The sequence below is a fragment of the Pseudomonas sp. LAP_36 genome, from assembly GCF_019456785.1.
Classification (GTDB): domain Bacteria; phylum Pseudomonadota; class Gammaproteobacteria; order Pseudomonadales; family Pseudomonadaceae; genus Aquipseudomonas; species Aquipseudomonas tritici.
In genome coordinates this window covers 1055815-1071777 of record NZ_JAHZMS010000002.1, presented here as the reverse complement: position 1 = coordinate 1071777, position 15963 = coordinate 1055815, and the positions used below count along the sequence as shown (strand labels likewise).

Sequence of the window (15963 nt, the reverse complement as noted above, 5' to 3'; positions counted from 1 at the left end):
GAGGCCCATATGGACGCCCCAGGTAGGAGCAGAAACATGGCCAACCCGACGCCCGAGAGCATCGTAGAGGTGGTGGGTGCGTCAGTGGCCAACAAGGGCATGTTGGTGGGCGGTGCTGCTGGTATGGTCGGCTCGCTATCCCAGGTCAACTGGATTGGTATCGCCGGCGTCGCGGTGGCCGTGCTAGGCCTGCTGATCAATCTGTACTTCCAGGTGCGCAAGGATCGCCGCGAGCACGCCGAGAGCATTGAGCGCATCAAGGCCTTGCGCGAGCAGTGCCAGCGATGAGCCCTGAACTGCGCAAGCGCATCGCCGTGGGCCTGCTCAGTCTCAGCGCTGCCGGCTTTACCGCCTGGCAGGCCAGCGAAGGCCTGACCACCAACGCTGTCATCCCCACCAAGGGTGACATTCCCACCATTGGCCATGGCTCGACACGTTACGAAGACGGTTCGCCTGTCCGCATGGGTGACACCATCACCCCGGCTCGCGCCGAAGTCCTGGCCCGTAACCTGAACAGCCAGGCCGAGAAGCAATTCGCCGCATCGCTGCCCGGGGTGAAGCTGTACCAAGACGAGTTCGATATCTACATGGACTTCGTGGGCCAGTACGGCATTGGCACCTGGTTGAAAGGCTCCCCCCGCCGCGACTTGCTGGCTGGCGACTACGTCCAGGCTTGCAACGACCTGCTCAAGTACAAGTTTGCCGCTGGCTTCGATTGCTCGACGCCTGGAAACAAGCGCTGCGCCGGCGTGTGGACTCGCCAGCTTGAGCGTCACGCCAAGTGCATAGGTGCCCAATGAAATATCGCAAGCCAGCCGAAAACGTCGATGCCATGCAGTACACCGGTCTCAACCTCGATGAGGTCATGGCCTTCTGTCCTGAACTGGTCGAGTCGGGCGGCTTCGGGTTCACCGACCGCGTGAACGGTGTCGTGGTCATGAACACCGAAACGGGCACCCGCCGTGCATTGCCTGGCGACTGGATCGTCAAGGCTGCCGACGGTTCGCTCAAGGTCGTGAAGCCCGAGGCATTCGCCGCCACCTACGAGCTGGCCGAATAAGGAGTTTTGCCATGATCCGTTACCTCATTGCCGCACTCGCTGCATGCCTGGTGCTGATCTACGGTGGATGGAGCCAAATCAAGGGACAGGCCAAGGACATGGCCATTGCGAAGGATCGCATTACCACTCTTGAGCTTGAGGCCGCGTCACGCAAGAACACCCAGAGACTGCTGGCCCAGCTCGACACCGAACACACAAAGGCCCTGACCGATGCGCAGAACGCTAACAATCAGCTCCGTACTGCTGTCGCTACTGGCGCTCACCGGCTGTCCGTCAAGGCCACCTGTCCAGCCACAACTGGACCTGCCGCCACCGCCGGCCTGGGTAATGCAGAAGCGCGAGCCGAACTTGACCCCGCGACTGCTGAACGAATTGTCGCCATCGCCAACGATGGTGACGAAGGACTGATAGCCCTGCGCGCGGCACAGGACTACATCAACACCGTCTGCCTGGGCGTTACCACACAGAAGGGGCAGTGAATCTATGGCCCTGACCGCGAAACAGCAGGCGTTCGTTCTTGAGTACCTAGTTGACCTCAATGCCAGCCAGGCAGCAATCAGGGCGGGGTATGCAGCCAAGGGCGTCAATGCGGCTGCCTACCAGCTCATGCAGCGCCCGGCCATCACCGCCGCAATCAAGGCAGCGATGGAGGCCCGCAACCAGCGTACGAAGGTCGATGCCGACTACGTCCTGAACCGGCTGGCCATCGACAGCAGCGAAGAGCTTGAAGCCGAGCTGACATCGCCGATGTACACCCACAACGCCAGTGACCAGATCGCCCTGGAAAAGAAGGACGACATCAAGAAGCGCCTGGGCATCTCGCCTGATGACGCCGACGCCTTGGCCTTGACCTACGCCATGCCGGTGATGAAGAGCCAATACAACGAATACGGCGGGGCCGGGGCCAGCAACAACGGCCTTGAATCCGAATACGACCCTTACGCGAGTAACTGACATGTGCGGAAAGAAGATCAAAAAACTGATGAACAAGGTGATCGACCTCGACCCGCTGCGCGGCGGTGACGTGATCCTTGAAGGCCTGGGCTTGCCCAACCTTACGGGCGAAAACACCGGCATGCTGGGCGCCGCCGACCGGGCCAAGGAAGCAAAGGAAGCGGCTGCAGAGCAGGCGGGTTCCATCAACACGGCTGGCACCACGGCGGCCACGACCTCAAGCGACTCCGTACAGGCAGCCGTTGAGGCTGAACGCAAGCGGCGCCTGGCCCAGTCCGGCCAAAGCGGAACCATTCTGACCGGTGCATCTGGCGTGCTTGGCAATGCCAGCACCAGCCAGAAAACGCTGCTGGGGGTGTAAGTTGGCCGACTCCCTACGCGAACGCTGCGAGAAGCGCTACACCGCTCTCAAGAGCGAGCGCGACAGCAACTGGCTACCCGAGTGGAAGGAACTGGGCGACTTCATCAGCCCGCGCTCTGGTCGTTGGTACAACACCGACACCAACGACGGCAAACGCCGCGATCAGAAGATCATCAACCCGCAGGCTACTTTTGCAGCCCGTACGTTGGGCGCTGGCATGCACACCGGCATGACCAACCCTGCAGCGCCCTGGGTGAAGTTCGGCACGCCTGACCCAAGCCTGATGGACTTCGCCCCGGTCAAGGCCTGGCTGTTTGCAGCCGAGAAGGCCATGCGCGAAGTCCTGGCCAGGGGCAACCTGTACAGCGTGCTGCCCAACCGCTACAGCGAAGAAGGCATTTTTGGCACCGCCCCCATGGTGGTGATGCCAGACGACAGCGACTTGCTGCGTTCGTACCCACTGGCTGTCGGTAGCTACATGCTCGCCAACAACAGCCGCAACCAGGTGGACACGCTTTACCGCGACTTCCGCATGACCGCCCGCCAGATGGAGCAGCAGTTCGGCAAGGACAAGATGGACACCGCGTCCAAGAACCTGCTTAACAGCAAGCCCGACGCCTGGATCGACATTTGCCATGGTATCGAGCCCAACGACACCCGTGAGAAGGGCCGCAAAGACAACACCAACATGCCTTTCAGGTCCGTGTACTGGGAGAAGGGCGGAGACAAGGATTTGATGCTGCGTGAATCCGGCTTCAAGGTGTTTCCGGTCATGGCGCCGCGCTGGGATGTGCTGGGCGAAGACGTTTAGCGCACGACAACTGGACCACCGCAGAGATCAGCCTTGCGCCGCGTATTGCTGCGCCGGCGTCGGCTACTGCTGTGAGCGGTGGCGGTTCGGGCGTAACCCAGGTATGGACCTACCAGGTCACCGCTGTACTCGATGACGGCAACACCCTGGATGAGTCTCTACCCGTCACCTCCAATGCCATCACGGTGTTCAGCAACACCATGGCCGGCACCATTACCTGGCCTGCCGTCGCGGGTGCGACCTATTACATCATTTACAAGGACAACGCCGGCGCCGGCATCTACGGCTTCATCGGCCGGGCTACCGGGACCACGTTCACCGACCAGAACATCACCGCCGTGAAGACGGACACACCACCGAACGGCAAGGATCCATTTGTGGGAGCGGGCAACTACCCGGGTGCCGTGGGCTACTACCAGCAGCGCCTGGTGTTCGCCGGCAGCGACAAAAGCCCCCAGACCGTTTGGATGAGCAAGACAGGTCTGTTCAAGAACTTCGGCTACTCGATCCCCAACAAGGACGACGACGCCATCACGTTCACCATTGCCAGCAAGGAAGTGAACCGCATGCGCCACCTGCTGGGGCTGCGCAAGCTGCTGGGCCTCACCTCGGGCGGCGAATGGACGTTCACCGGCGCTGACACCGGCTTGACTGCCAAGACCATCCAAGCGAGCCAGGAAGGTTACGACGGTTCGTCCATCGTTCCGCCCGTGGTGGTCGGCAACAGTGCCGTGTACGTGCAGGCGCGGGGCAACCGGGTTTCGTCCTTCGGCTACTCGATCAACGACGACGGGTTCGCCGCAGCTGACCTGACGCTTTTCAGTGCCCATCTGTTCAAGGGTAAAGAGCTGACCAGCGTGGCCTATCAGAAAATCCCTGACTCCATCGTCTGGTACGTACGCGATGACGGCGTGCTGCTGGGGCTGACCTACCTCCCGGAACAGCAACTGGTGGGCTGGCATTGGCACGACACAGACGGCTTCGTCGAGTCCATCGCCTGCATCGCCGAGGGGCAAAACAACACCCCATTCCTGAACCTGTTCTATACGCGGATTGCCATGGACCACCTGTTCCTTTGGTCAGTGCAAGAGGCCATGAACCCCGGATCGCTTCGCCGGACTGAACAGAGAATCCAGCAGGAAAGCGGGCAAAAGTTCCTGGTCAAACCGTCACAAAGCTACCTCGACCCACTGGGCATAGCCCGATAGCAGTCACGCCAACAGCGCCCCGCCATTGAGTGGGGCTTTTTTTGCCTATAGAAAAGGTTTCCGCCATGACGGTTTCAACCATTACCAGTACAGCGCAATTCGACCCGAACGGGGTCACCATCAATTTTCCGTTCGCCTTCCGCTTTTTCGCAGCCACTGACTTGAAGGTGTTCTGGCAGAAGCCGGACGGAACAATCCAGCTACTGGTGCTAAACAGCAACTACACGGTGCAGGGCGTCGGCAATGACGCTGGCGGCAGTATCACCACCATTGGAACCCCACTACCTAACGGGCTGCTGGTTGTGTCGCGGATCATGGTGGCCACACAGCTGACTTCCTTCCGCAACCAGGGCGAGTTCTTCGCGGAGATCCATGAAGACGCGTTCGATAAGCTGGTAATGCTTGTGCAGCAGACCATTGATAGTCAGGGCAGGGGGCTGACAGTTCCGGTCGCTGATCCTTTGGGTATTGATCTAGTGCTGCCAGGCTCAGTTGCGCGCGCCGGAAAAGTGCTGGGGTTCGACCAGGACGGCGAACCTGTTGTTTCGAATCTGTCCCTTGAGCAGATCGAGCAACAACCAGCACTCGCATTAGAGGCCGCCGCCCAGGCAGCAGCCTCTGCCGAAGCGGCTGGGGATTCTGAGGTGGCCGCCGGCACCTCTGCGGATGAATCCGCCGCTGCCGCTGCCGCCGCTGCCGCATCGGCTGAATCAGTGGCGTTCGCCGCGCTACAGCTCGGTATGTCGACATGGGGGCATCGACCTCAACCGTTCCAGGGCTTTGCGCTGGATGATGGGCAGGAGTTGGAACGGGCCGTTTATCCTGCGTTTGCTGCGGCGCTGGATGCTGGTCTGCTGCCGACAGTGACGCAGGCGCAGTGGAATGCAGATCCCGGTAATCGGGCATGCTTCGTGGCTAACTCCAGTACTGGCAAGTTCCGTATGCGTGACCTAAACGGCGTATCTGCCGGATCACTTGTAGCGGGCGGTGCGTTCCTCCGGGGCAGCACTGGGACGTCTCCAGTGCTCCGGCGGGACCAATTCCAGGGCCACCGGTTCGGGTCGGCAGATGGATACCAGCTATCGCATAACGTGAACTACCCCACAGCCAACGCACTGGATGACGCGATTCGGGGTGTTTACGGACGTAAAGTGACGTCTGAGTTCCTCCAGATCGGTAGCGACGGTGTGAATGGTACACCCCGCGTAGGGTCTGAGACTTACCCCATGCACGCAACTGGTGCCTGGATGACCCGCCTGTTCGGAATCATCACTCCGCTAGGCTCGGCTGAGGCCGCAAGTCTTGCGACGGCGTATGCTTCGTTGGCTTCACGGATCAGCGTGGTTGAGCAACTTCCAAGAACCAGGGCACTCGGTTGCTTTAACGGTGCAGTGTTCGCTGTGCTATCCACTTACGAATGCACTATTACCCGAACCGGGGCAGGCATATATGTCGTGGTGTTCAACACTCCACGACCTAACCGAAATTACAGCGTATCAGCGTCGTACTCTACTGATAGCAACGCGGTGGACGACTTCAGTGCGGCGTCGACGCCTCGCACGCTGCACATCCCGACAGGCCTGAAGCTAACAACCGGGTTTACCATCTACACGGGCGGGAACAACACGGCAGGCAACGGCCGGTTCGATTTTCGGGAGGTTAGCTTCACCGTCACACAATAACGGCTGGCCTCTGCTCCCAACGGCTCATCAACATCCTCCGGTATTTTCGAGACAGGTTGCATGGGGAGGGCGTTGAACTACCCTTCACCGTGACAATCATAAGCGGGTCAATAAAACCCCAGTGGGGAGCCATGGATAAGCGGTTGGCGGGTCTTTCAATTCTGCTAACGCTCGTCTGGGCAGTGAGCGTGGCTTCGGTGATCTGGTATTTCTACTAGATCTCGGCCACCCGCTGAATCAATTCCGGCCCTTGATTGCGCACATTGCCCACGGCCACATTGACCTTAAACCATTCGAAGGCATTGGACGGTTCACCCTGAAGCAGCACCATCTGCTCGGCTCGCTCCTTTGGCGTGGCCGGGTCGAGCCATTCGCGCGCCAGCTCCGGCGAAAGTACCACTGGCCGGCGGTCGTGAATGTCCACCATCCCGCCTGCACTGTCTGCAGTGATAATCACGAAACCGTCGTGCTCACTAGGTCCTTCGTCTGCGTCAGGTAGCTGGCCGATAGCCGCGCAGAATATCGGTTCTCCATCTCGCCGGCGGATCAGGTAGGGCTGTTTCTTCGGTCCGCCTTCATCTACCCATTCAAACCAGCTGTCTATGGGCGTGATCGCCCGATGTGGCCAGATGGCCCGGAAGAACGGGCCATGTGCGACTTTCTCTACGCGCGCGTTGATTGGCGCAGCACGGTCTTTCGCCCAATGTGGTCGCCAGCCCCAGCGCACCGGGTCGGCGTGCAGCAGATCGCCCTGTAGGTGCAGCAGCGCAACTTGAGTCGTTGGCGCAACGTTGTAGCGCTCGATCGGTTGATCACCCACAGAGTTAGCCAGGGCATTGGGCATGCTCAGGACTGCAACAAAGTCATGGATGCCACGGTACTGCGTCAGTCTTCCGCACATGGTCGTCTCCGCTCGTCGGGGCTGGTGAACAGCCAGGCTTCGATCAGCCTCTACAGGGTAGACACTGGACAAGAGAATTAGTCATGACGATCGGTAATGGGCAAGACAATGCATTAGAGGGATCAGCCCCGCCTAGCATTAGCGCAGCGACCAGATCTCTATCCCATGAAGAGCGATACGACATGAGCATGTCCGCTGCGAACGTTTTGCGGTCGCATGGCCTCATTGACAGGGCCGGCTGGATCGACTTGTCAGATAGAGCTCTGACTGTATACGCAGACGAGCTAGGCTGATGCCTCTTTCAAGATTTTCAACTCCATCAGGAGCCGTTGATTCTCCCTGAAGAGGTGGTCTCGCTGGCCGGTCACCAGGTCAATGCTTCGAAAGCTTCCTGTGTCAGACGACTCATTGCTCTTGGGCGATATTCGCTCAAGGGCTTCCCTCAGTGCCATCTCTGCTAATGCTTTGCCCGTGGCGAGCAGGTCATTCATCTGCACCAGGCCGGCAACATTGGCCCGAGCTTTACGCAGCATAGCTTCGGTATGGCTGAGTTCGTCCTCCAACAGGGCGCACTGGTGTTGGTACATTTCCAGGGGCGTAGGGCAGCCAAGCCACTCGGATGTGTCTTCGTCGATGTTCATGGTGGGATAGCTCAAATGCTGTATGTGCATACAGTAATAGAGCTTTGCTCAGGATGCGATTTGAGGCGACGAGCTGTAGGGCCGGATTATTCCGGGGACATCAGGACGGCCAGGGTGAGCTTAATGAACTCCTCGTTCTCATCGATGGTGTGCAGCGCGCCGCGGATGTTCTCAGCCACCTCGGCTGAGCCACGCTGTTCCAACCAGTTCGAGAGCTCCATTATGGAAGCCTCGAGCGCAAGTTGATTTTCGTAGAGTTTTGAAAGCAGGGAAGGGAGTAGGTCGGTGTTCGGCATGGCTGTTCCTCCTTGGAATGAACAGCGTAGCATTTGATTCAGCACTGGGCCGAGTTGGTGCGGCAGGACGCCGAGGGCAGGGACTTTCTTGGCGAAAGCTTGTAGGGAGAATTGCGGGGATTAGTGAATCCCCGTCCAACATCGTTAGGCGTCGATTGCAGTGGGCGCCTACGTAAGGTGTTGCTGTTTAAGGCATTTCGGAACGTCCGCTAGCATGGGGTGCTAGGGGTCGAGTGTTCGAATCACTCCGTCCCGACCATATAATTCAAAGGGGTCGCGAGATTAATCTCGCGGCCCCTTTTTGTTTTTAACGTGTCTACCTTTACAAGCCATTCCGGGCCTCTTGAACCTTTCGAGTCGGATGATTATGCCCCTGAGGTTGATCCTTCAGGACCTGTGCGTCGTCAGCGTGCTCGATGACACGGCTATGGCGCTTGTTTTCTCGGCTTACGGTTAAGATGACGCAGGTAAAACATCACAGGGGAAGGCACTCGCGATGGCAGCTCGTTTTGATCCATGGGTCCATATCGATTGGAAAACCCCCGGCGGCGAGTTGCTTGTGCTGCTCCAGCATTACTATCCCGATATCAGTGTGTTTTCCGGCGCGCCATTCGAGGCGCTGTTGGATGAGCTCTCCAACGAAATGCCGGAGGTCTGCTTTGAGGCGTTGGCAGCCGTGTTGGCGCGCCACGGCTTCGACCTGTGGAATCTGGACGCCGGTGGCGATGATTACCGACCGGTCATTTTTCCGACCGATCAGCGCCAGGCTTTTGCACAGCATTGGCAACAACAAAACGCAGAACCACAATTCACCCCAACGTTGATTGGGCTGAAAAAGCCTCTTGCCACTGAACGCAAACCCACCAAGCCCAAGCGCAGCAAATTGAAATGGCTGCAGGACGTCCATGACTATCCCGGGCCCACCTATGTGGATGAATACAACTATCGCAACGGTTGGGCCGCCATTACCGAGCAGGACGAAGACCAGTGGCTGTGCTTTCTGATTGATTACAATCGATGGCCGCCCACCGAGCAGGACATGCTTGAGCGCCGGAGCGACGGTGTAGACGGCGCTGACTTGCAACTCATCGATGCCAACGCTCAGCGCAGCCTGTGGAAGCGTCGGGCTACAAGCGGTGCTTACCCTTCGGATGATCGTTACCGGTACGAAATTCATCAAGGCGATGACATTCAGGGCTTCGGCGCCGCCGAGATGGAATGGCCGGAATTCGAAGACCCCTGCGTGGTGGTCGATGCGCAGGTTTTCGAACGTCAACGCCTCTACCAGCCCGAGCAGTTGACGCGGATCTGGCGGATCACGATGCATGCCAGCGAGGTCATTTTCGAGCACTCGGATGAACTGACAATCCTGCCCATCGGCCCGCGCCGTTTGCTGTTCATGCAGCACAACGGTGCGCTGTGCTGGATTTGGAATCAAGACGCAGCACACCAGGCTGTTGCTGCCCAACCGATGCCGGCTCATGCTTATAAATTACGGGCGTCTACTGCGTACCTGGGAGGTGACGAGGTCCTGTTGTTCAGCGAAGGCGAGCGGCAGAACCCTGAGCACACGGGCTACCAGGAGACTGTGCTGTTGGCGTGGCGCTTCAACTTCATCACGGGTGCCACGACAAAGGCGGTGTTGGACGGCTTTGGCAGCGAGCTGTGCCAGGACACCCGCCTGCTCGTCACACAGCCCAAGCAGGTCATCACGTTGCGTACGTTTCATGGGCAGCTTCAGGTTGCCCGTGGACATGGGGATTGGTGGGTGTGGAATTACCGGACTCATAGTTCTGGCACGCAGACGTTGGCGTGGTTTTGGAATCAGGTCAGCAATGAAGTGGTGAAACTGTCTTCCAAGGATATTGTGCGGGTGAAACCGCAGATTCGTTACCTCAGGGCGCAGGATCGGTATCTGGCGTTTGAAACAGCGTTTGTAGCGCGGATGCCGGAGTTTGCGCAGATCATTGAGGCTAAGGGGTGTGAGGTTTTGGTTTTTGAGTGAGGGCGGGCACCTGACCATAAACCTGGCGCCTGCTACCCGAGCATCGCCTCAACCTCTGCAAGCGTGACCTGCGGGACCACACTGTCCGGAATTCTTGAAATGTCAGACAGGTTATAAACCATGAAGTCCTCGCCCATGACCTTTTTGGACATCAACTCAAGCGACGGCAGTATGCGTGTGAAGTAGTGTTGGTCCAGTCCGCAGGGAGAGTTTTTCGATTCCTGGGTCTCGTAAAACCTTCCAGCGTTTTGGTCCAGATCCACCCCGACAAGAAAAACCTTGTTGAATCCAACGTGGAATGCCAACTGTATCGCCAGATAGGCCACGGTTCGTGCATCAAAAAAGCCCTGGCTCATGTCTTTACTGAATCCCAGCGGTCTTTTGCGATGGGGCAGCAAGGGATGATTGACGACCAGCGTGCGGCGTCTACCCAGTATCGAATCCAGCCAGGAAGGTCTTTTAGCTTTGGTCAGCGGGTATAACCGTCCTGCTGGGAGAGCACGCGACGATCGCGCGTGGTCTTCCCAAAGCGCGACCCTCTGGCTGATCGCCATGGCGTGTTTGAATAATTCCGGCTGCTGTTCGGAAAAACTTCTATCCGTGCAGGCATAAAAATACGGTTTGACGTCGGTGTCCTGAAACATGGAGATAGCGCCATTCATCGTGATCATCGGCACGTGCGCAAATTTCTCGAGAGGAAACGACTTTGCCGATGCGCCTGAAGCAATGATGAAAACGGCACCTGTCTCAATGTGCCGACAAGAACCGAAATCCTGCGTAGTCAGGCAACGTTTGTTTGAACGCTGTCGCGCTGAATCTGGCGTGTGCAAAGCCTGCTTGATGTTGCCCACAGGCTTCGCATTGACGAGGGACGTCTGTTTCATCGGGCCCTACCTTGCGGCTAAATGTAAGTACGTATATCAGCCGACCCGATGACGGCTACTGAGTTCCCTTTACACCGTGCCCACCTCTCAGAACACTGAGGTGCGCACCGATTTGTTGTCCTTGATACGGCACCGGAAATACGTTTCCGTGCCACCGGTGATCAGGATGTTGCCATCCAACCGTACGTGTTACTTGTGCCCACGGATGGGGCGTTCATGAGCCATTTCGTAGCAATTTCCTACGTAAGCCTTCCTTCTATCCTTCGGCATTTCCAATCTATTCACTCTGAATCAATCACTTGGCTCATCTCGGCAAAGTTGGCACACATTCTGCTTTTTTGTATCCGTGGATAATTGGATACAAAAATTCAAAAGGTGCTGCCGATGCAATTTGCCCCTGCTTATGTTGACCGTCAGCCTCTCACCGCGGAGGAGGAGGCCTACAACTTCCTGCTCGATGCTATTTGTGGTGGTCGCTATCGCAAAGGCGACCGGCTGATCGCCGAAGACATCGCCAGCGAGATCGGCATGAGCCGCATGCCGGTACGCGAAGCCTTCCGCCGCCTGGATGCACAGGGCCTGGTGACGTTGCGACCGAACCGTGGCGCCATCGTCAGCGGGCTGGATATCGACGAATTGCACGAGGTCTTCGAAATGCGCAGTGCCCTCGAAGGCCTGGCAGTGCGCGTCGCGGTGGGTCGTATCGGCGAGCGTCAGTTGGCGGCGCTGGAGCGCATGCTCGATGAGATGGACGACTACCGCGACGAAAGCGCCGCGTGGGTCAGCCGCCACCGCGCCTTCCACGAATACCTGTGCAGCCTCAGCGGCCGGCCGCGCCTGTTAAAGCAGATATCGGCGCTCTATTCCCTGGTGGAAGCGCCCATGCGCCTGTGGCTGCAACACGGCGAAAAACCCCTCAGCGCACGCCAGGAACACGCGGTGATCCTCGATGCGATTCGCGCCGGTGACGCCGTCCGCGCCGAAGCCGTGGTGCGCGAGCACATCGAAGGCACCGTGCCGGCGCTGATCCAGTTCCTGCAAGCCGAAAAATAACAAAGACCTGCTGTGTTTTGACGTTGAGTCCTGCCCCCCGTTGTACCCACGAACTGGAGTGTCTGGTCATGCATAAACGCCGCGCCTTGCTGGTGGCTGTCTCCCTCGGTCTCTGTACCCAATGGGCCTGCGCTGCACCGCCGGTGCCGGATCGCCTGTTAACGGTCGACAAACTCACCTACTGCTCGGGGATGGATTCTCCGCCCCTGGTGTCCTTCGACGAAGCGCAGAAACCGCGTGGGCTCACGGTCGACCTCGGCCTGGAGATCGCCAAGCGCCTGGGCGATAAAAAGGTGCAGTGGCGGGTCATCCCTTTCTCCGGGCTGGTGCCGGCGCTGCTCGCCCAGCAGTGCGACATGATCGTCGACCAGCTGTTCGACAAGCCCGAACGCCGCCAAGTGATCGACATCGTCAACTACATGTATTCCAGCCAGTCGGTAGTGGTGCCCAAGGGTAATCCCAAAGGCATCAAGACCCTCGATGACCTGTCCGGGCACAAGGTTGCCGTACTCAACGGTTCTACCATCAAGACCCTGCTGGACACGCAAAACGACAACCTGGCCAAGGCCGGCAAGCCGCCGATGAAACTGGTGGTCTACAACACCGACACCGATGCGTTCCAGGCCCTGCGCATCAGCCAAGTGGACGCCTACGGCACCACCGTGGAAACGGCCGGCTACTACGCCGCGATGGCCCCGGACCTGTTCCAGGAAGGCGTGCCGGCGTTCAGCCGGATCCTCACTGGCCTGGGCATGCGCAAGGACGACCCGCAACTGACCGCCGCCGTGCAGCAAGTGATCAGCGACATGCGCAGCGATGGCAGCTACGTCGCGTTGCTGAATAAATGGCATGTCAGCAGCGACACTCTCGACTGAGGTTTCCCGCAATGAACTTCAATTGGGATGTGTTCTGGCAGTACCTGTTGCAGCCCAGCGGGGTGTACCTCACCGGGCTTTGGCTAACCTGCCTGATCGCCGTGTCGGCGATGCTGCTGGGCTGCGCGCTGGGGCTGGCGGCGGCGTTGTTGCGCTTGTCAAAGAACCCGCTGCTGCACCTGCCGGTGCGTTTTTATGTGTGGTTGATGCGCGGCACGCCGTTGCTGGTGCAGATTGTGTTCCTGTACACGGCGCTGGCGGCGGGCGGGATTTTCCGCTTTGAGGATATCGATCTGTTTGGCCTGGTTGTCCCCGGCAACATCCAGGCGGCGATCATTGCGTTGGGCCTGAATGAAGGAGCGTACATGGCTGAGATCATCCGGGCCGGCATCGGCGCGGTGGACAAGGGCCAGTACGAGGCCGGACGTTCACTCGGCATGGGTTTCGCCAAGCTGATGCGGCGCATTGTGCTGCCCCAGGCGTTCCGGGTGATCGTGCCGCCGCTGGGCAACGAGTTCAACGTGATGCTCAAGAACACCACCCTGGTCAGCGTGATCGGCGTGCAGGAGCTGCTGCTCAGCACTCAAATGGTCACCTCGGCAACGTTCCGCGTGTTCGAGCTGTACCTGGTGGTGGCGATCTACTTCCTGATGCTCACCACGCTGTGGGGCTTTTTCCAGCGCTGGCTGGAGGCGCGTTTCGGCCAGTCCGATCGGCCTTCCGCGCCACCGCCGGCAGCCAGCCGCATGTTCGGGCGCAACACCCTTAAATTGCTGAGGGGACGCTAACCATGGCGCACCAAAGTGAAGAACTGATCATTGAAGCGCTGGATATCCACAAGTCGTTTGGCACGCTGCAGATCCTCAAGGGCATCTCGCTGCAAGTACGGCGCGGCGAAGTGGTAGTGCTGATCGGCGCCTCGGGCTCTGGCAAGACCACCTTTATCCGTTGCATCAACCTGCTGGAAGACATCCAGGGCGGGCGCATCCGCGTCAACGGCCGCGCCATGGGCTATCGCGAGCGCAGCGACGGCAGCCTGGTACGCGATTCGGAGCGCAACATTGCCCGCCAGCGCCGCGACATTGGCATGGTATTCCAGCGCTTCAACTTGTTCCCCCATATGACTGCGCTGGAAAACATCATCGAAGCGCCGATCCAGGTCCTCGGCACGCCACGTGCCGAAGCGCTGGAACAGGCGCGTGGCCTGCTGGCGCGAGTCGGCTTGGCGGACAAGGCCAGCCACTACCCATCGATGCTTTCCGGCGGCCAGCAGCAACGGGTCGCCATCGCCCGCGCCCTGGCGATGAAACCCCAGGCCATGTTGTTCGACGAACCCACCAGCGCCCTCGACCCTGAAACCGTCGGCGAAGTGCTGCAGGTGATGAAGGAGCTTGCCGAGGAGGGCATGACCATGGTGGTGGTCACCCATGAAATGGGCTTTGCCCGTGAAGTGGCGGACCGCGTGGTGGTGCTCGACCAGGGCGAACTCATCGAACAAGGGCCGCCGGAACAGATTTTCAGCCACCCCAGCCACCCCCGTACCCGGGCCTTTCTCAGCCGCGTGTTATGAGCCCGCTAATAAACCTTTGTGTTGAAGAGCCTTTGCCATGTTGAAATTCTCCGCTCACGAGTACCCCTATCCCTCGCAACGCCAAAGCGTGTTTGCCAAGCGTGGCATGGTCGCGGCGTCCCAGCCCCTGGCCGCCCAGGCCGGCATCGAGATCATGCAAAAGGGCGGCAACGCTATTGATGCCGCCATCGCCACGGCGGCCGCGTTGACGGTGGTCGAGCCCACTGGCTGCGGCCTGGGCGGCGATGCGTTTGCCCTGGTCTGGTGCAAAGGCCAGTTGCACGGCCTGAACGGCAACGGCCATGCGCCGGCGGCCCTGAGTATCGAGACGGTCAAGGCGGCGGGGCACGATCAAATGCCGCTGTACGGGTGGACCCCCGTCACCGTACCGGGCTGCCCATCGGCTTGGGCCGAGCTGTCGCAACGCTTCGGCAAGTTACCGTTTGCCGAGTTGCTGCAACCGGCGATCAGCCTGGCGCGGGACGGTTTCCCGCTGTCGCCGGTGGTTGCTCATCAATGGCAGATTGCGCTGGATGAGTTCACGCCTCATCGCGACCCAGTGCTGGCTGCCTGGTTCGACACCTTCCTGATCGACGGTTGCGCGCCGCGAGCGGGGGAGATTTTCCGCAACCCGGCCCAGGCCCGCACCCTGGAAGAACTCGCCGCCACTCGCTGCGAAAGCCTGTATCGCGGCGCCCTGGCCGAACGCCTGGACGCCCACTCCCGCGCCAGCGGCGGCTACCTGCGCGCCAGCGACCTCAAGGACTACCGCGCCCAGTGGGTGGAGCCGATCCACATCAACTACCGGGGCGTGGATGTCTGGGAAATCCCACCCAGCGGCCAGGGCCTTGTGGCGCTGATGGCGCTGAATATCCTCGAAGGCTTCTGCTTCGATCACCGCGACAGTCAACAAACCTGGCACCGCCAGTTGGAGGCGATGAAACTCGCCTACAGCGACGGCCTGCACTACATCACCGACCCGCTGCACATGCGCTTGGCCGTCGCCGATCTGCTCAGCGATGACTACAGCACCCGTCGCCGTAGCCAGATCGGTGAACAAGCCCAGCCCCCGAAGCCCGGTGACCCCCACGCCAGTGGCACGGTCTATCTGGCCACGGCGGACGCCGAAGGCAATATGGTCTCCTTCATCCAGAGCAACTACCACGGCTTTGGCTCCGGTGTGGTGCTGCCCGACAGCGGCATCGCCCTGCAGAACCGTGGCCAGGAATTCAGCCTCGATCCTGCCCACGCCAACTGCCTGGCGCCGGGCAAGAAAACCTTCCACACCATCATTCCCGGCTTCCTCACCAAGGACGGCCAGGCGCTCGGCCCGTTCGGTGTGATGGGCGGCTATATGCAGCCCCAGGGCCATGTGCAGATGGTGATGAACCTGGTGGACTTCGGCCTCAACCCGCAAGCGGCCTTGGACGCGCCGCGCTGGCAATGGCTGGGCGACATGAAAGTCGGCATCGAGCAGGGCGCCTCCCGCGACCTGGCCAATGCCCTGGCGCGGCGCGGGCATCAGGTACAAGTCGCCAGCGACCTCACCGACTTCGGGCGCGGGCAGATCATCCTGCGTGATCCGGTCAGTGGTGTATTGTGCGGCGGCACCGAGCCCAGGGCGGATTCAACGATCGCAGTGTGGTAAGCGAAAAAAATTGG

The 15963-nt window shown here is 59.7% G+C and carries 19 protein-coding genes; 15 read left to right on the top strand and 4 right to left on the bottom strand.

The window, feature by feature from the left end:
* Positions 1–36: 36 nt before the first annotated feature.
* The 9 genes from JBO08_RS10595 to JBO08_RS10555 all read left to right on the top strand — a co-directional run bounded on the left by JBO08_RS10595 (position 37) and on the right by JBO08_RS10555 (position 6076).
* Positions 37–288: a holin gene (locus JBO08_RS10595; RefSeq protein ID WP_220075082.1), complete on the top strand. Its 252-nt coding sequence runs from the start codon at positions 37–39 to the stop codon at positions 286–288.
* Positions 285–800, top strand: a complete 516-nt coding sequence (locus JBO08_RS10590) for a glycoside hydrolase family protein (RefSeq protein ID WP_220075081.1) — start codon at positions 285–287, stop codon at positions 798–800. The genes JBO08_RS10595 and JBO08_RS10590 overlap by 4 nt, the downstream gene beginning before the upstream one ends.
* The gene (locus JBO08_RS10585) at positions 797–1060 is read left to right on the top strand and encodes a hypothetical protein (RefSeq protein ID WP_220075080.1); all 264 of its coding nucleotides are present in this window, start codon (positions 797–799) and stop codon (positions 1058–1060) included. Before JBO08_RS10590 ends, JBO08_RS10585 begins: the two co-directional genes overlap by 4 nt.
* 11 nt (positions 1061–1071) lie before the next feature.
* Positions 1072–1539 carry a lysis system i-spanin subunit Rz gene (locus tag JBO08_RS10580; protein WP_220075079.1) on the top strand — a complete coding sequence of 156 codons (468 nt, stop codon included), beginning with the start codon at positions 1072–1074 and terminating at the stop codon, positions 1537–1539.
* Positions 1540–1543: 4 nt separating this feature from the next.
* Positions 1544–2014 carry a terminase small subunit gene (locus tag JBO08_RS10575; RefSeq protein WP_220075078.1) on the top strand — a complete coding sequence of 157 codons (471 nt, stop codon included), beginning with the start codon at positions 1544–1546 and terminating at the stop codon, positions 2012–2014.
* A gap of 28 nt (positions 2015–2042) precedes the next feature.
* On the top strand, positions 2043–2375 hold the full coding sequence (locus tag JBO08_RS10570) for a hypothetical protein (protein ID WP_220075077.1): 333 nt from the start codon (positions 2043–2045) through the stop codon (positions 2373–2375).
* Between the two features lies 1 nt (position 2376).
* Positions 2377–3186 carry a portal protein gene (locus JBO08_RS10565; protein ID WP_220075076.1) on the top strand — a complete coding sequence of 270 codons (810 nt, stop codon included), beginning with the start codon at positions 2377–2379 and terminating at the stop codon, positions 3184–3186.
* A 71-nt stretch (positions 3187–3257) separates the two neighbouring features.
* On the top strand, positions 3258–4394 hold the full coding sequence (locus JBO08_RS28135) for a hypothetical protein (protein WP_258407165.1): 1137 nt from the start codon (positions 3258–3260) through the stop codon (positions 4392–4394).
* Between the two features lie 65 nt (positions 4395–4459).
* Positions 4460–6076, top strand: coding sequence for a hypothetical protein (locus JBO08_RS10555; RefSeq protein ID WP_220075075.1), 1617 nt, complete (start codon positions 4460–4462; stop codon positions 6074–6076).
* 214 nt (positions 6077–6290) lie between these two features.
* Here JBO08_RS10555 and JBO08_RS10550 read toward each other — a convergent pair whose 3' ends face one another.
* The 3 genes from JBO08_RS10550 to JBO08_RS10540 all read right to left on the bottom strand — a co-directional run bounded on the left by JBO08_RS10550 (position 6291) and on the right by JBO08_RS10540 (position 7914).
* Positions 6291–6977, bottom strand: a complete 687-nt coding sequence (locus JBO08_RS10550; protein WP_220075074.1) for an SOS response-associated peptidase family protein — start codon at positions 6975–6977, stop codon at positions 6291–6293.
* 284 nt (positions 6978–7261) lie between these two features.
* A complete protein-coding gene (locus tag JBO08_RS10545) occupies positions 7262–7618 on the bottom strand; it encodes a hypothetical protein (RefSeq protein WP_220075073.1) in 357 nt (118 codons plus the stop codon).
* 86 nt (positions 7619–7704) lie between these two features.
* Positions 7705–7914 (bottom strand): hypothetical protein, encoded by a 210-nt coding sequence (locus JBO08_RS10540; RefSeq protein ID WP_220075072.1) that lies wholly within the window; start codon positions 7912–7914, stop codon positions 7705–7707.
* Positions 7915–8410: 496 nt separating this feature from the next.
* Between JBO08_RS10540 and JBO08_RS10535 the strand changes: the two genes are divergently transcribed.
* Positions 8411–9919, top strand: coding sequence for a hypothetical protein (locus tag JBO08_RS10535; RefSeq protein ID WP_065946012.1), 1509 nt, complete (start codon positions 8411–8413; stop codon positions 9917–9919).
* Between the two features lie 32 nt (positions 9920–9951).
* Here the strand turns inward: JBO08_RS10535 and JBO08_RS10530 are convergent, their stop codons facing one another.
* Complete coding sequence (locus JBO08_RS10530; RefSeq protein ID WP_065890675.1) at positions 9952–10803, bottom strand: lipopolysaccharide biosynthesis protein; 852 nt, start codon at positions 10801–10803, stop codon at positions 9952–9954.
* Between the two features lie 384 nt (positions 10804–11187).
* Between JBO08_RS10530 and JBO08_RS10525 the strand changes: the two genes are divergently transcribed.
* The 5 genes from JBO08_RS10525 (at position 11188) to JBO08_RS10505 (ending at position 15949) form a co-directional block, all read left to right on the top strand.
* Complete coding sequence (locus JBO08_RS10525) at positions 11188–11856, top strand: GntR family transcriptional regulator (protein ID WP_220075071.1); 669 nt, start codon at positions 11188–11190, stop codon at positions 11854–11856.
* Between the two features lie 68 nt (positions 11857–11924).
* On the top strand, positions 11925–12731 hold the full coding sequence (locus JBO08_RS10520) for an ABC transporter substrate-binding protein (protein WP_220075070.1): 807 nt from the start codon (positions 11925–11927) through the stop codon (positions 12729–12731).
* Between the two features lie 11 nt (positions 12732–12742).
* Complete coding sequence (locus JBO08_RS10515) at positions 12743–13519, top strand: amino acid ABC transporter permease (protein ID WP_065874057.1); 777 nt, start codon at positions 12743–12745, stop codon at positions 13517–13519.
* Between the two features lie 2 nt (positions 13520–13521).
* Complete coding sequence (locus JBO08_RS10510; RefSeq protein WP_015884888.1) at positions 13522–14301, top strand: amino acid ABC transporter ATP-binding protein; 780 nt, start codon at positions 13522–13524, stop codon at positions 14299–14301.
* 37 nt (positions 14302–14338) lie between these two features.
* Positions 14339–15949: a gamma-glutamyltransferase family protein gene (locus JBO08_RS10505; RefSeq protein ID WP_065880895.1), complete on the top strand. Its 1611-nt coding sequence runs from the start codon at positions 14339–14341 to the stop codon at positions 15947–15949.
* Positions 15950–15963 lie beyond the last annotated feature (14 nt).

Coding starts and splice junctions, on each gene's coding strand:
- JBO08_RS10535 (WP_065946012.1), top strand. CDS start 8,411: ATGGCAGCTCGTTTTGATCCATGGGTCCATATCGATTGGAAAACCCCC.
- JBO08_RS10515 (WP_065874057.1), top strand. CDS start 12,743: ATGAACTTCAATTGGGATGTGTTCTGGCAGTACCTGTTGCAGCCCAGC.
- JBO08_RS10580 (WP_220075079.1), top strand. CDS start 1,072: ATGATCCGTTACCTCATTGCCGCACTCGCTGCATGCCTGGTGCTGATC.
- JBO08_RS10585 (WP_220075080.1), top strand. CDS start 797: ATGAAATATCGCAAGCCAGCCGAAAACGTCGATGCCATGCAGTACACC.
- JBO08_RS10540 (WP_220075072.1), bottom strand. CDS start 7,914: ATGCCGAACACCGACCTACTCCCTTCCCTGCTTTCAAAACTCTACGAA.
- JBO08_RS10590 (WP_220075081.1), top strand. CDS start 285: ATGAGCCCTGAACTGCGCAAGCGCATCGCCGTGGGCCTGCTCAGTCTC.
- JBO08_RS10505 (WP_065880895.1), top strand. CDS start 14,339: ATGTTGAAATTCTCCGCTCACGAGTACCCCTATCCCTCGCAACGCCAA.
- JBO08_RS10545 (WP_220075073.1), bottom strand. CDS start 7,618: ATGAACATCGACGAAGACACATCCGAGTGGCTTGGCTGCCCTACGCCC.
- JBO08_RS10575 (WP_220075078.1), top strand. CDS start 1,544: ATGGCCCTGACCGCGAAACAGCAGGCGTTCGTTCTTGAGTACCTAGTT.
- JBO08_RS10510 (WP_015884888.1), top strand. CDS start 13,522: ATGGCGCACCAAAGTGAAGAACTGATCATTGAAGCGCTGGATATCCAC.
- JBO08_RS10525 (WP_220075071.1), top strand. CDS start 11,188: ATGCAATTTGCCCCTGCTTATGTTGACCGTCAGCCTCTCACCGCGGAG.
- JBO08_RS10530 (WP_065890675.1), bottom strand. CDS start 10,803: ATGAAACAGACGTCCCTCGTCAATGCGAAGCCTGTGGGCAACATCAAG.
- JBO08_RS10570 (WP_220075077.1), top strand. CDS start 2,043: ATGAACAAGGTGATCGACCTCGACCCGCTGCGCGGCGGTGACGTGATC.
- JBO08_RS10550 (WP_220075074.1), bottom strand. CDS start 6,977: ATGTGCGGAAGACTGACGCAGTACCGTGGCATCCATGACTTTGTTGCA.
- JBO08_RS10520 (WP_220075070.1), top strand. CDS start 11,925: ATGCATAAACGCCGCGCCTTGCTGGTGGCTGTCTCCCTCGGTCTCTGT.
- JBO08_RS10595 (WP_220075082.1), top strand. CDS start 37: ATGGCCAACCCGACGCCCGAGAGCATCGTAGAGGTGGTGGGTGCGTCA.
- JBO08_RS10555 (WP_220075075.1), top strand. CDS start 4,460: ATGACGGTTTCAACCATTACCAGTACAGCGCAATTCGACCCGAACGGG.